Raw genomic sequence first — 14,273 nt, 5'->3', positions numbered from 1 at the left:
AAAAAAAGCTGATATCAAAAAGTCGTTTCAACGACCTTTTGACACAGCTTTCCTTTATTGTTACCTTATTTAATAATGTGAATTGGGCTGCCAATTGCTACTTCTGCAGCTTCCATTGTAATTTCACCTAATGTTGGATGAGCATGAATGGTCATTGCTAAATCTTCAGCAGTCATTCCCGCTTCGATCGCTAAGCCAAGTTCTGCTATCATATCAGAAGCACTTGGTCCAGCAATTTGTGCGCCAATAACAAGTCCATCCTCCTTACGAGTAACAAGCTTTAAGAAACCTTCTGCAGCATCTAAAGCAAGGGCACGACCATTCGCAGCAAATGGAAACTTCGAACCGACCACTTCGATTCCTTCATCTTTCGCTTGTTTTTCTGTATAGCCTACAGAAGCAAGCTCAGGATCAGAGAATACAACTGCTGGAATTCCAAGATAATCAATTTGCGCATTATGACCTGCAATCGCCTCTGCCGCGATTTTTCCTTCATAAGATGCTTTATGAGCTAATTGTGGTCCAGGGACAATATCACCTATCGCATAAATGTTAGGGATATTTGTACGGCATTGTACATCAATATTGATGATTCCACGTTCAGTCATATCAATTCCAAGTTGGTCAAGACCCATTTCATCAGTATTTGGACGACGGCCTACAGTTACAAGAACATAATCTGCTTCAACTGTTTTTTCTTCACCTTTAGCTTCATACGTAACAACTACGCCATTTTCATTTTCAACGACACCTTTGGCAAGTGCATTTGTAACGATATCAGCACCTTTTTTCTTTAAGTTGCGGGCTACAATAGAAGACATTTGCTTTTCAAATGCTCCTGCAAATAATTCACCGCTACCTTCAAGAATCGTTACTTCAGTTCCAAAGTTTGCGTATGCAGTTCCCAGCTCAACTCCAATTACCCCTCCACCGATGATAACGAGCTTCTTTGGAATTACAGGTAGGTTTAAAGCACCTGTTGAGTTGATAACACGATTAGAATACTTAAAAGTAGGAAGCTCAATCGGACGAGAGCCTGTAGCGATTATTGCATTTTTAAAAGTATATGTTTGGGCAGAGTTATCATCCATGACACGAATTGTGTTAGCGTCAACGAAATATCCTTCACCGCGAACAATTTCTACTTTGTTTCCTTTTAATAAACCCTCTACACCAGAAGTTAGCTTATTTACAACGCTACCTTTCCATTCTTGAACCTTCGAGAAATCAACTTTTACATTTTCAGCAGTAATCCCGATTGATTCAGAATGTAAAGCCGTTTCATAGCGGTGACCTGCAGCGATTAATGCCTTAGAAGGGATACAGCCAACATTCAAACATACGCCACCAAGATTTGCTTTTTCAACAATTGTAACTTTTTGTCCAAGTTGTGCCGCACGAATTGCTGCTACATAACCACCAGGACCTGCACCAAGGACAAGTGTATCTGTTTCGATAGGAAAATCTCCAACTACCATTTTATTACGCCTCCATTAACATTAATTCTGGATCATTTAATAAGCGTTTAATATGATTTAGGGCATTTTGCGCAGTAGCACCGTCAATCATACGGTGGTCAAAGCTTAATGAAAGTGCGAGCACAGGGGCTGCAACAATTTCACCATCTTTAATCACAGGCTTTTCAGCAATGCGTCCGATACCAAGAATGGCAACTTCCGGATGGTTAATTACTGGAGTAAACCATTGCCCACCAGCAGAACCGATGTTAGAAATTGTACAAGAAGCACCTTTCATTTCGTCTGGAGCTAATTTACCATCACGAGCTTTTCCTGCTAATTCATTGATTTCTTGAGAAATATTGAAAATCGACTTGCGGTCTGCATCCTTCACAACGGGTACTAATAAACCTTTTTCTGTATCAGCCGCAATCCCAATATTGTAATAATGCTTATGAATAATTTCATTTGTAGCATCATCTAATGAAGTATTTAAAGCAGGGTATTCACGCAATGCACTTGTTAGAGCTTTTACTACATACGGAAGGAATGTAAGCTTAATTCCTTTGCCTGCAGCAACTTCTTTGTACTTCTTACGATTTGCTACAAGGTTCGTTACATCGACTTCATCCATAAGTGTTACATGTGGAGCAGTATGTTTAGAATTCACCATTGCCTTTGCAATTGCTTTACGAATTCCGCTCATTTTCTCACGAGTTTCCGGGTATTGACCAGCTGGAATTGGAGCAGATGCTGGTTTTGCCGCTTCAGCCTGTGCTGCTGGTGCATCTTCAGTTGTTGTAGAAGCAGCCGCTGGTGCCCCACCATTTAAGAACGCATCAATATCATCTTTTAGTACCCGGCCGTTATCACCCGAACCTGTTACTTGACGAATATCAACACCTTTATCACGAGCATATTTGCGAACAGAAGGCATTGCAATAATGCGACGGTTTGGATCAGCAGGTTCTGCATTGGCTCCTGCTTCTGCTGCTTCTGCTGTTGCTTCTGGCTGAGCAGCTGGTGCGTCTTTAGGAGCTTCTTCACTTTCATCGCCTTTAAATTTAAGATCTTCATATCCAGGTGCATCAAATGTAATTAATACCTGCCCTACAGTTGCCACTGTTCCTTCATCTACTAGAACTTCCTCAACTGTACCTGCAACAGGAGATGGAATTTCAACAACAGCTTTATCGTTTTGTACTTCACAAAGTACATCATCTTCTTGGACTTTATCGCCTGGTTTCACGAACCATTTTACAATTTCACCTTCATGGATACCTTCACCAATATCAGGCAGTTTAAATTGGAATGACATGGATTCATCCTCCTAAAATATTCTTGTTTGTATGCCGTTTGATCGAATTTAAGGGTAATGGACAACCCATCTCCCTTAAACACGGTCTATTCGTTCAATTTTTTTAGAAATTAAGTACTTTTTTGCTTGTTTCAATAATATCTTTAACGTTAGGAAGCCATACAGATTCAGCTTGTGGAAACGCAAATACTGTATCCGGTGCAGCAACACGTAAAACAGGTGCTTCAAGACTAAGGATTGCACGATCGTTAATTTCAGCAACAACTTGCGCTGCAATACCAGCTTGTTTTTGTGCTTCTTGAACAACAATTGCACGACCTGTTTTTTCAACTGAAGCGACAATTGTGTCAATATCAAGCGGAGCTACTGTACGTAAGTCCACAACTTCAACAGAATGTCCTTCTTTTTCAAGTTCTTCGGCTGCTTTAATTGACTCATGAACCATTGCACCATAAGTGATGATTGAAAGGTCAGTACCTTCACGCTTCACTTCAGCCTTGCCAAGCGGAATTGTATATTCTCCCTCTGGTACTTCTTGTCTAAAGGAGCGGTATAATTTCATATGCTCTAAAAAGATTACTGGATCGTTATCACGAATAGCTGAAATTAATAACCCCTTTGCATCATAAGGTGTGGAAGGGATAACCACTTTCAAACCTGGTTGTTGTGCCATTAAGCCTTCTAAGCTATCAGCATGCATTTCAGGTGTGTGCACTCCACCACCAAATGGTGAACGAATCGTAACCGGCGCATTATAACGGCCACCAGAACGGTAACGCATACGAGCTAATTGACCGGAAATAGAATCCATTACTTCATATACGAATCCAAAGAATTGGATTTCTGGAACAGGACGGAAGCCTTGTAAACTTAGACCAACTGCTAAACCACCAATACCAGATTCAGCTAATGGTGTATCAAACACACGATCTTCCCCAAATTCTGCTTGGAGTCCTTCAGTTGCACGGAAAACCCCACCGTTTACACCTACGTCTTCTCCGAACACTAATACATTCGGATCATTTTTTAATTCAGTGCGTAACGCATCCGTGATTGCTTGAATCATTGTCATTTGCGCCATGGCTTACTTCGACTCCTTCTCTTTATATATTTCATATTGCTCCTCTAGGTTATGCGGAAGCTCTTCATACATAATTGAGATCAAATCCGTTACCTTTTGCTTCGGAGTATTATCTGCTTCTTTAATCGCTACTTTAATATCTTCTTTAGCTTGTTCAATTGTTTCATTTTCCAACTCTTCGTTCCAAATCCCTTTTTTCTCTAGATATTTGCGGAAACGAACAAGTGGATCTTTCTTTTCCCATTCGTTATCTAAATCAGACGTACGGTAACGTGTTGGGTCATCCCCAGCCATTGTATGAGGACCATAGCGGTATGTCATCGTTTCAATTAATGTTGGCCCTTCTCCATTAATAGCACGCTCACGAGCTTCTCTAACTGCACTGTAAACAGCCAGTGGATCCATTCCATCAACAACAATTCCCGGAATACCAGCGGCAACTGCTTTTTGTGCTAATGTTTTAGCAGCAGTTTGCTTTTCACGTGGTGTTGAAATCGCAAATTGATTGTTCTGAATGATAAAAATGGCAGGAGATTTATAAGCACCTGCAAAGTTGATCCCTTCATAGAAATCACCTTGAGAAGTTCCACCATCACCTGTATACGTAATGGCAACCGCTTTTTGACCACGTTTTTGCATTCCGAGCGCAACTCCAGCAGCTTGCACATATTGAGCCCCGATGATGATTTGTGGAGAGATTACGTTAACACCTTCAGGAATATCTCCACCTTTGAAATGTCCTCTTGACCATAGGAAGGCTTGAGATAACGGTAAACCATGCCAGATAAGCTGTGGAACATCACGGTAACCAGGAAGGATAAAGTCTTCTTTTTCTAACGCAAATTGCGATGCTAGTTGTGAAGCTTCTTGTCCAGCAGTTGGTGCATAGAAACCAAGACGACCTTGACGATTTAATGAAATAGAACGCTGGTCAAGTATTCTTGTATAAACCATGCGTTTCATTAGTTCCTGTAGTTGTTCATCACTTAAGTTCGGTACAGCCGCTTCATTTACGACTTCTCCCTCTTCATTAAGTATTTGAAATGTTTCAAACTGCTCTTCTACCTTTTCAAGCTGCTTCTTTGCATCAAAACTAGCTTTATTTGTTTTAGAAGCCATTAAAAGTCACCCTTTCATACAAAATATATTAAAGTACAAATATTTTTGGTTCCCATGTTTGCTTCCATTTCAAGCTATGTATGGGAAAGAAAACAATATTATAGTACCCAAATCTATCTCATCTTAGAAATAATACACTTATCTGAGAATGGTAAAGCGCTTTAAACACACATGATTACGAATAGTTTTCCTCAATCTGTTTGAAATAAAACGCTCCCTTTAAAACCAGTTGTCGGCAAAAGCTGTACTATAATTTCAGAGAGATAAATTGATACAACTACAAACTTCGTTTTTAGTGTACACTAATCAAATCAGCCACGTCAATTACTAAGCTTCAAGTTTTTTAATCTATTCACGTTTTTTAATGTGTTAAATATTTATCAAACTGTATCATTAATATACAATTTCTGTACTATAAAAAATAAAACAATGATAGCGCTGTTATAATAAAGAAAATTATATAATAATAATTATAAAACAAAAATGAAAGGAATCGAATTTTCGATTCCTTCAGCTTTCTTGCTCTTTACTTATTTCTATTCCAGCAGCTTTGTAAAATTCAAGTTTAATCTCATTGTATTGTTTCGTATACTCGTTGAACTCTTCATTAGAATCGAGAACGAGCTTATACGTATCGTTTATTTTTGTAATTTGTTCTTCAAGCTCATCAATCGATAATCCTTCTTCCTGAAACATTTGGTACAGTTCTTTATCATATTCAATCCCCTTCATATAATTATCAAAAAGGGTATCATGAGTGGCAAATCGTTTCTGCATTGTTTCGTAAAGCCCATTCGCTTTAGTTTTTAATTCACCTTCATCAAGCTTTTCGATTAAAGGAACAAATTTTTCAAACTCCTGTTTCGATGCTTGGATGCTTTCTTCTTCTTTTTGCATATGCTCTTGCCTTTTATCAACAATTGTTAAGGCCTTTTCAGAAAGTGATACAATTTGCTCAAATTCCTTCATTCCTAAGCCGATAATCTCACTGTATATTTCCTTTTCTTCTTTCTCTAGTTCTACTAATGGCTGCTGCTGCTTTTCAAAGTCTTGCTCTAAATCGACGACATTTTCTAACACAGCATACATTTCATCCGTAGTAGTGGTTCGATTAAAACAGCCCGTCATAGCAATGATAGTTATGAAAATAAGCAATAAAAACGGATGCCTCCAATTGAAAATTGACACTTTGTAACCCCCTTCATATGACAATTATTACTATATAGTTTGTTGCATATTTTTACAATAGTACATAAAAAAAACCGTACAACAATGACCATTCAGTAAGGTATTGATGTGTATGAAAAATGAGCTTCATTACCATGATATATCATATATATTGCTTGCTGGACACCTGTAAAAAACGAAAATTGATACGATTAATAGATCCTATTCAAATCTATTATTAATTATGTCCCTTACTAGTAAATTGTTGCAACTATACGGTCATTATAAATTCTGTTAAAATAATGCACGAGAGAATTACGTGGGAGTGAAATACATGCTTACGATGGAAGACATTATTAAAGACGGTCACCCTACTTTGCGTTCCGTTGCAAAAGAGGTCCCGCTTCCAGCATCAAAGGAAGATAAAGATACATTAAAAGCTCTAATGGAATATGTAATCGCAAGTCAAAATCCTGAAATTGCAAAAGAAAAAGACTTAAGACCTGGCATTGGTCTAGCAGCACCGCAAATCAATGTTTCAAAAAGAATGATTGCAATCCATGTAACCGATGAAAAAGAAAATCTGTACAGCTATGCCTTATTTAATCCAAAGATTATCAGCCATTCTGTGGAGAAAGCTTATCTTACAAGCGGCGAAGGCTGCCTTTCCGTGGATGAGTCAATTCCAGGGTACGTCCCAAGATATGCAAGAGTAACGGTGAAAGCGACGACATTAGAAGGTGAAGAGATTAAGCTGAGGCTGAAAGGTTTACCTGCTGTTTGTATTCAGCATGAGATTGACCATCTTAATGGAATAATGTTTTATGATCATATCAACAAAGACGATCCATTTGCACCAATTGAAAATGCAACACCAATCGAAAGATAAAAAAAGCAAAGGAGTTCTACAAAGCTCCTTTGCTTTTTTTATATAAAGGCGAAATCGCTTAATTTTAACAAATATGTTAATACCATGTTTATCCATGAGAAAAATAACTATTACTTCATATAATAAAGATAAGAAATATATAACAGGAGAGATTTATCTTTACTTTGGACAAGGATCGTATAATATAGGAAGTAAGGAGATGATCCACAATGTTAAAGAAGCTGAAGAAAAAGCTTGTTCGACATTGGAAAGATTTGCTTCGAAAAAAATCCATCGCGTAAATTAATGATGAGCCCTTCATGCTTGCGAAGGGCTCCTTCTTTATAGTAAATTGGAAAACGATACTTCAAAAAAGCAACTCAACAAAAGGACAAGCATCACTGCAAAAAGAAAATGAATGAAATTACTTCCTATTTTATATATAATAGATAAAGTTACTATCGGAAATACTTGGGAGATAATTAAAAATTTCCCCTTGCTTTAGATTTGATTTAAATCCCACTATGACATGAATCAATTTCATAATGACAATGGTTAAAAACGGGTTTTTTAGAAAATCTATACATATTAGATCCGTACTACAGCATTAATAAAAATTCGTTTTTATAAACAGCTGGTGCTTATGAAATTGAATCACATATTTTTAATTTTTTATAACAAAGGAGAGAAAAAGGATGATTTTTAAAGTTTATTATCAAGAATTAAAAACAGAAGCTCCAGTGCGTGAGAAAACAAAGACCCTTTTTGTAAAAGCGGACTCTGTACGCGAGGTACGTGCAAAATTGGCAGAGTATCCGTACAATATTGAGTTTATTACCCCTGTAGATGGAGCATTCTTAGAATATGAACAGAAAAATGAAAATTACAAAGTATTGGAGATTGGATAATTTATGAAATTTGTTAAAAATGATCAAACCGCTGTTTTTGCTTTAGGCGGCTTGGGTGAAATAGGTAAAAATACGTACGGTGTTCAATTTCAAGACGAAATTATTTTAATTGATGCTGGAATCAAATTTCCAGAAGATGAATTACTTGGCATTGACTATGTCATCCCAGATTACACTTACTTAGTTAAAAATGTCGATAAAATAAAAGGACTATTCGTCACACACGGACACGAGGATCACATTGGGGGTATCCCTTATTTATTGAGAGAAATAAATATTCCCATTTACGGCGGAAAGCTCGCTTTGGGTCTTATTCGAAATAAATTAGAAGAGCACGGTCTATTAAGACAAGCAAAACTTTATGAAATTCAAGAGGACGATATCATTAAATTTAGAAAGACATCGGTTACGTTCTTTCGAACAACTCACAGTATCCCTGATTCGTACGGTATTGTTGTAAAAACACCTCCTGGACAAATTGTTCATACAGGAGACTTCAAATTTGATTTCACCCCTGTAGGTGAACCTGCCAATTTAACCAAAATGGCTGAAATCGGCAAAGAAGGAGTCCTATGCCTCCTCTCAGACAGTACGAACAGTGAAGTCCCTGATTTCACCATGTCTGAACGAAGAGTTGGCGATAATATACACGATATTTTTAGAAAGGTCGATGGCCGCATTATTTTTGCAACTTTCGCCTCAAATATTCACCGCTTGCAACAAGTAACAGAAGCCGCAGTCGCAAACGGAAGAAAAATTGCTGTATTTGGCAGAAGTATGGAAGCAGCGATCAATATCGGACAAGAATTAGGCTATATTCGAGCACCGAAAGATACATTTATTGATGCCCAATCGATTAATCGTCTTCCAGCAAATCAAGTAACGATTTTATGTACCGGTAGTCAAGGAGAACCAATGGCTGCGTTATCACGTATTGCCAATGGTACACATCGGCAAATTCAAATTATTCCTGGGGATACAGTCGTGTTCTCCTCCTCTCCAATCCCAGGAAATACAATAAGTGTTAGTCGAACGATTAATATGCTCTTCCGTGCAGGAGCAGACGTTATTCACGGAAAACTAAGTGATATTCATACATCAGGACATGGTGGTCAAGAAGAGCAAAAACTGATGCTTCGCCTTATTAAACCAAAGTTTTTTATGCCGATTCATGGGGAGTACCGCATGCAAAGAATGCATATGAAACTTGCTGTTGACTGTGGAGTAGAGGAAGAAAACTGCTTTATTATGGACAATGGAGAAGTTCTTGCTCTTAGTGAGGATGCTGCCCAGATCGCTGGCAAAATACCTTCTGGCAATGTCTATATTGATGGCAGTGGCGTAGGTGACATTGGAAATATCGTTCTTCGTGATCGCCGTATTCTCTCAGAAGAAGGATTAGTAGTTGTTGTCATAAGCATCAATATGAAAGATTTCAAAATCGCAGCTGGTCCAGACATTATCTCACGCGGTTTTGTCTATATGAGAGAGTCTGGTGATTTAATTAGCGATGCCCAAAGTCTTATTTCCAAACACTTAAATAAAGTAATGGAAAGGAAAACGACTCAATGGTCAGAAATTAAAAATGAGATTACGGATACGCTCGCTCCATTTTTATACGAAAAAACAAAGCGTCGACCAATGATTTTACCGATCATTATGGAAGTATAGAAACATCGCCGTCCAATCATAAAAGGGCCTGATCTTACGATATAGGAAACCTACGGTGCTAGCACCGTAGGTCAACTTATCGAAGGGAGGGTGAAGTTTGTAAGGCGGTAGGCGGCTGATACACCCATTAAAAGCGTTCACCACAACAAAAGAAATCTATTATTTCCTAGAACATTAAAAACCAAGCATGCGACTTAATGTCAACTGCTTGGTTTTTTACTTTAATCGTTCATCACTTTTTTCTGAAATCGATGGATATCTGAATCAGCACCAATAACAATTAAAACGTCGTTTTGCAGAATAACTTCGTTCGCTTGAGGGGAAACATTAATATCATTTCCTCTTTTAATAGCCACTATGTTTATTCCATATTTCGCGCGAATGTCGAGTTCTAATATCGTGTGCCCAATCAGCGCCCCACCAGCAACAATCTCAACAATACTATGTTCATCAGAAAGCTCTAAGTAGTCTAACACGCTGTTGGAAACCATTTTATGAGCAATTCTTTTGCCCATATCCCTTTCAGGATGGACTACAGTGTCGGCTCCTATTTTTAATAAAACTTTTTCATGATAATCATTTTGCGCTTTAACAGTTATATGTTTAACCCCAAGTTCCTTTAACATTAAAGTCGTCAAAATACTTGCTTGAATATTATCACCGATTGCTACGATAACGTGATCAAAATTTCGAATCCCTAACCCCTTTAAAACAGACTCATCTGTAGTATCACCCATTACAGCGTGGGAAGCAATCATAGAAAATTCATTAACCCGGTCCTCTTTTGTGTCAATTGCCATTACCTCCATGCCTTCTTCAGCTAATTCACGAACAATGCTGCCACCAAAACGACCTAACCCTATAACTGCAAATTCCTTTTTCACTTTCATTCCTCCGAAGCAGATGCTTTTCAAATTTCAAAACAGCCAAAAAGTATGTCCTCATTTTAGCATATTATTTAAAAAAGGACATGTACCAAATTAAACTGAGATTCATTCGATTTCAAGCTTTAGATCACTTTCTAAAAAAAAGCACCACCATGAAGGTAGTGCTGTCATTTATACCGCATTAAGCATATTAAATTGGGCTTTTATCAGTTGATAATATTCGCCCTGCAAATTCATTAGCTCTTCATGATTGCCCTGTTCAATAATTTCTCCATGATCAAGAACAATGATGTTATCTGCTTCACGAATTGTAGAAAGTCGATGTGCGATAATAACTGCTGTTCTTCCTTCCAACAACGTCTTCAATGCTGTTTGGATTTTGATTTCTGTTTCCGTATCAATACTTGCCGTAGCTTCGTCCAAAATGATGATGCGTGGATCTGCAAGTAAAGCTCGAGCGAATGATATAAGCTGCCGTTGACCAACCGAAAGGATATTACCTCTTTCTTCCACTTCAGTTTGATAACCGTTTGGCAAGTTTTCAATAAATGAATGTGCTCCTATCGCCTCCGCTGCTTTTTGAACTTCTTCATCCGTAGCGAAAGGATTACCAAAGCGAATATTATCAGCAATCGTCCCAGAAAAGATAAATGTTTCTTGAAGGACAACACTTATTCGCTGGCGTAAATCCTTTAATGAAATATCTTTTAAATTATGCCCATCTAATAAAATCTCGCCACTCGTTGGATCATAAAAACGGCTGATTAAATTGGCAATCGTCGTTTTCCCGGAACCAGTATGACCAACCAAAGCCACTGTTTGACCTGCTTTCATTTCCAGATTAACGCCTTTTAAGGCAGTTCTTTTTTCATCATAAGAAAAAACAACATCTTTGAACTCGATATGCCCTTTTACTTCCTCCAAGTGGAGTGCTTCTTTCTTTTCGGAAACAATCGGTTTTTCATCCAAAAATTCAAAAATACGTTCAGACGAGGCCATCCCCATTAGTAATTGATTGTATACCTGGCCAAGTCTTGAGATTGGTTCCCAAAACATACCTAAATAAAAAGCGAAAGAGACAAAGATCCCAATTGTCATCGTTTCATTTTGGATTAAGGAAGCACCAAACCATATTAACACCGCTGTTCCTACCGCATTCGTAAGCTCCACCAATGGTCTAAACATCGCATTTTTTTGCGATGCGACACGCCAGCTTTCAAAGGTCTCTGTATTGACTCCATCAAAGAAACTCATATTCTCCTTTTCTTGAGTAAAAGCCTGTGTAACTCGAATGCCCTGAATGCTTTCATTTAGATGCGAATTTAACTTTGATTGAAAGAGTCTCACTGTTTGCCAAGAACGGCGAATATTTCTTCTAAGACTGGTCGAGATAAAGAACATTATCGGCAAAATAACCATGACCGCCAATGTTAATTCTGGGCTTAAGCTAAACAATATAGCAAATATCCCTATAAGCAGGATAATATCCATTAATAAGTTAATAACACCATTTGTAAATAATTCTTGCAGTGAATTAATATCATTCATAATTCTAACGAGAATCGAACCTGCAGACCGCTGATCAAAAAAACGATGGGAGAGATTTTGAACATGTGTAAAAAGATGCTTTCTTAAATCATAGATCACACTTTGACCTAGCTGATTCATCCATCTGATTCTTAAAAAATTTGCCACATACGATAAAGTATACAACCCAGCAATTGCAGCAATTAATATCGTAAGTAAGCCCGTATCCTTATCAACAATCGCCTTATCGAGCACGTAAACCCCGATAAGAATTGGAATAATCAGGCGAACAGCTGTCGTGATTAAGACCATTAAAATTGCTAAGGGCAGCAAAGTTTTTCGATAAGGCTTCATATAGCTGAAGAGCCTGAGCATTTGCTTCCAGTTAAATGGTTTTTCAATGACTTGTTCAGTAGAATAATGAAACCTCTTCAGCACATTTTCATTCATCATGCGTTTTTCATTCTTCATTTCTCTCCCCCCTAACCCATTTGTTTTTTCAAAATTTTGTCTTTATCTTGGTATTGAATATCATATATCCGTTGATATGGGCCTTTATTCTTCAGTAACTGTTCATGCGTTCCGCGCTCAACTATTGTGCCCTTTTCAAGAACGAGGATTTCATCTGCATGTTTGAGCGAGGAAATACGATGAGCAATAATAAAGGTTGTTCTTCCCCTCATAACCTCTTTCAATGCCTTTTGTATTTTAAACTCTGTCTCCATATCGACTGCGCTTGTTGCATCATCAAGTATGAGTATGCTTGGATCCACACAGATGGAACGGGCAATCGCGATTCTTTGTTTCTGACCTCCAGAAAGCCCCATTCCTCTTTCACCTAGCATCGTATCATAGCCATCTGGAAGTTCCATAATAAAATCATGAGCCTGGGCCCTTTTTGCTGCATCAATAATTTCATCCATTGTTGCATCGGGTCTTCCATAAGATATATTTGCCTTGATGGACGAAGAAAACAAAAACGATTCCTGCAATACAAAACCAATATTGCTTCTAATGGATTGCAACGAGTACTCCTGCACATCAACGCCATCAATAAAAATTTGACCCTTATGAGGTTCGTAAAACCTTGTCATCAGCTGGGTTAAACTTGTTTTCCCGGAACCGGTAGAACCAATTAAACCTACTACTTTTCCTGGATGGGCATGGAAAGAGATATCAAACAATGCATCTTTGTCCTCTTCCCCATAGCGAAGGGTCACATCCTTAAATCGAACATCCCCACTAAGCTTTTCAGAATAATATGGCTTCTCTTTTTCAGTAATTTCATTTTCTGCTTCTAAAATTTCCAATAATCTTTCACCAGAGGCTTTTGATTGTGAAAAAAGATTAATAACAAAACCTAAATTCATAATTGGCCACATAATATAACCAACTAAACTGTAAAATGCAACTAGCTCCCCTGGGCGAAGACTTCCATTGATAACTAAATAACCTCCAAAAGAAAGGAGGAGAACCACACTCAAATTCCCTAAATACTCCATTAACGGAAAATATTTTGCCCATATCGCCGAAGTAAAAAGATATTTATCCTTGTAATCGCCATTTGAAGAATTAAATTTATCAATGACATAGTCTTCACGGGATAAAGATTTTACTGTATTAATTCCGCTAATATTCTCCTGAACATTTGTATTCAGCTTTCCAAACGACTTGCGAATTGCTCGAAATGCCGGATGAACTGACTTCTCAAATTTATAGACGACAACTGCTAAAAAAGGCAATGTTATTAACGTGACAATTGTCAATGCAGGAGAATAATAGAACATCACTGCAAAGGTTGACATAACAAGGATGATTAATCGCAGCAGTTCAGAGAACCCAAATGAAAGAAAAAATCGAAATCCTTCCACATCCGCTGTCAATCTAGACATCAAATCCCCTGTTTTCGCATTATCATAATAGCGAAAAGGTAAGTATTGCAGCTTCTCATATAAAGAATTTCTTAATTTATAGACAGAAGTAATTCCAAATAAATCTCCTGTATATTGATGTATGTAAGTACCTATACCTTTTACAATCATTATGGCAATGAAACCTAATGCTAAGTAAGGAATCCAATTGTTTTTCCCACCGAGGACCACTTCATCAATGGTGACCTGAAGGATGATTGGATAAACAACCGTAATTCCAGTTATCAGTAACATAAATACAACCGACCATATAAAATAGCTTTTAAATGGCCAATAAAATTCTTTTAATTTCTTAAAAGTTTCCATTGCTCATTCCCCCCATCTGCTATCCATTTATAC

The 14,273-nt window shown here is 37.7% G+C and carries 11 protein-coding genes; 3 read left to right on the top strand and 8 right to left on the bottom strand.

Features of this window, described 5'->3' with window-relative positions:
* Nucleotides 1–65 precede the first annotated feature (65 nt).
* The 5 genes from lpdA to FCJ93_RS01555 all read right to left on the bottom strand — a co-directional run bounded on the left by lpdA (nt 66) and on the right by FCJ93_RS01555 (nt 6,163).
* The gene (lpdA, locus tag FCJ93_RS01575) at nt 66–1,478 is read right to left on the bottom strand and encodes a dihydrolipoyl dehydrogenase (RefSeq protein WP_095313453.1); all 1,413 of its coding nucleotides are present in this window, start codon (nt 1,476–1,478) and stop codon (nt 66–68) included.
* Between the two features lie 4 nt (nt 1,479–1,482).
* On the bottom strand, nt 1,483–2,775 hold the full coding sequence (locus tag FCJ93_RS01570; RefSeq protein WP_095313455.1) for a dihydrolipoamide acetyltransferase family protein: 1,293 nt from the start codon (nt 2,773–2,775) through the stop codon (nt 1,483–1,485).
* Nucleotides 2,776–2,878: 103 nt separating this feature from the next.
* Entirely contained in the window at nt 2,879–3,856 is a 978-nt protein-coding gene (locus FCJ93_RS01565) for an alpha-ketoacid dehydrogenase subunit beta (protein ID WP_095313457.1), read from the bottom strand.
* A gap of 3 nt (nt 3,857–3,859) precedes the next feature.
* Nucleotides 3,860–4,975 carry a pyruvate dehydrogenase (acetyl-transferring) E1 component subunit alpha gene (gene pdhA, locus FCJ93_RS01560; protein ID WP_095313459.1) on the bottom strand — a complete coding sequence of 372 codons (1,116 nt, stop codon included), beginning with the start codon at nt 4,973–4,975 and terminating at the stop codon, nt 3,860–3,862.
* A gap of 510 nt (nt 4,976–5,485) precedes the next feature.
* Nucleotides 5,486–6,163 carry a YkyA family protein gene (locus tag FCJ93_RS01555; protein WP_137742789.1) on the bottom strand — a complete coding sequence of 226 codons (678 nt, stop codon included), beginning with the start codon at nt 6,161–6,163 and terminating at the stop codon, nt 5,486–5,488.
* A 313-nt stretch (nt 6,164–6,476) separates the two neighbouring features.
* On the opposite strand from FCJ93_RS01555, the gene def reads away from it, so the two are divergent.
* From def to rnjA, 3 genes are all read left to right on the top strand, one after another.
* On the top strand, nt 6,477–7,031 hold the full coding sequence (gene def, locus FCJ93_RS01550; RefSeq protein ID WP_137742788.1) for a peptide deformylase: 555 nt from the start codon (nt 6,477–6,479) through the stop codon (nt 7,029–7,031).
* A 674-nt stretch (nt 7,032–7,705) separates the two neighbouring features.
* Nucleotides 7,706–7,918 carry a DNA-dependent RNA polymerase subunit epsilon gene (locus FCJ93_RS01545; RefSeq protein WP_095313466.1) on the top strand — a complete coding sequence of 71 codons (213 nt, stop codon included), beginning with the start codon at nt 7,706–7,708 and terminating at the stop codon, nt 7,916–7,918.
* Between the two features lie 3 nt (nt 7,919–7,921).
* Entirely contained in the window at nt 7,922–9,589 is a 1,668-nt protein-coding gene (rnjA, locus tag FCJ93_RS01540; protein WP_137742787.1) for a ribonuclease J1, read from the top strand.
* Between the two features lie 221 nt (nt 9,590–9,810).
* On the opposite strand, the gene FCJ93_RS01535 is transcribed toward rnjA, so the two are convergent.
* The 3 genes from FCJ93_RS01535 to FCJ93_RS01525 all read right to left on the bottom strand — a co-directional run bounded on the left by FCJ93_RS01535 (nt 9,811) and on the right by FCJ93_RS01525 (nt 14,240).
* Nucleotides 9,811–10,479 (bottom strand): potassium channel family protein, encoded by a 669-nt coding sequence (locus tag FCJ93_RS01535; RefSeq protein ID WP_095313472.1) that lies wholly within the window; start codon nt 10,477–10,479, stop codon nt 9,811–9,813.
* A gap of 168 nt (nt 10,480–10,647) precedes the next feature.
* Nucleotides 10,648–12,474 carry an ABC transporter ATP-binding protein gene (locus FCJ93_RS01530; protein WP_137742786.1) on the bottom strand — a complete coding sequence of 609 codons (1,827 nt, stop codon included), beginning with the start codon at nt 12,472–12,474 and terminating at the stop codon, nt 10,648–10,650.
* A gap of 11 nt (nt 12,475–12,485) precedes the next feature.
* A complete protein-coding gene (locus FCJ93_RS01525) occupies nt 12,486–14,240 on the bottom strand; it encodes an ABC transporter ATP-binding protein (protein ID WP_137742785.1) in 1,755 nt (584 codons plus the stop codon).
* Between the last annotated feature and the right edge of the window lie 33 nt (nt 14,241–14,273).

The sequence above is a fragment of the Robertmurraya siralis genome (assembly GCF_005502275.1).
Classification (GTDB): Bacteria; Bacillota; Bacilli; order Bacillales; family Cytobacillaceae; genus Robertmurraya; species Robertmurraya siralis.
The sequence above is the reverse complement of the archived record's forward strand: the minus strand, read 5'-3'. Positions and strand labels throughout refer to the sequence as shown.

Coding starts and splice junctions, on each gene's coding strand:
- lpdA (WP_095313453.1), bottom strand. CDS start 1,478: ATGGTAGTTGGAGATTTTCCTATCGAAACAGATACACTTGTCCTTGGT.
- FCJ93_RS01570 (WP_095313455.1), bottom strand. CDS start 2,775: ATGTCATTCCAATTTAAACTGCCTGATATTGGTGAAGGTATCCATGAA.
- FCJ93_RS01565 (WP_095313457.1), bottom strand. CDS start 3,856: ATGGCGCAAATGACAATGATTCAAGCAATCACGGATGCGTTACGCACT.
- pdhA (WP_095313459.1), bottom strand. CDS start 4,975: ATGGCTTCTAAAACAAATAAAGCTAGTTTTGATGCAAAGAAGCAGCTT.
- def (WP_137742788.1), top strand. CDS start 6,477: ATGCTTACGATGGAAGACATTATTAAAGACGGTCACCCTACTTTGCGT.
- FCJ93_RS01545 (WP_095313466.1), top strand. CDS start 7,706: ATGATTTTTAAAGTTTATTATCAAGAATTAAAAACAGAAGCTCCAGTG.
- rnjA (WP_137742787.1), top strand. CDS start 7,922: ATGAAATTTGTTAAAAATGATCAAACCGCTGTTTTTGCTTTAGGCGGC.
- FCJ93_RS01535 (WP_095313472.1), bottom strand. CDS start 10,479: ATGAAAGTGAAAAAGGAATTTGCAGTTATAGGGTTAGGTCGTTTTGGT.
- FCJ93_RS01530 (WP_137742786.1), bottom strand. CDS start 12,474: ATGAAGAATGAAAAACGCATGATGAATGAAAATGTGCTGAAGAGGTTT.
- FCJ93_RS01525 (WP_137742785.1), bottom strand. CDS start 14,240: ATGGAAACTTTTAAGAAATTAAAAGAATTTTATTGGCCATTTAAAAGC.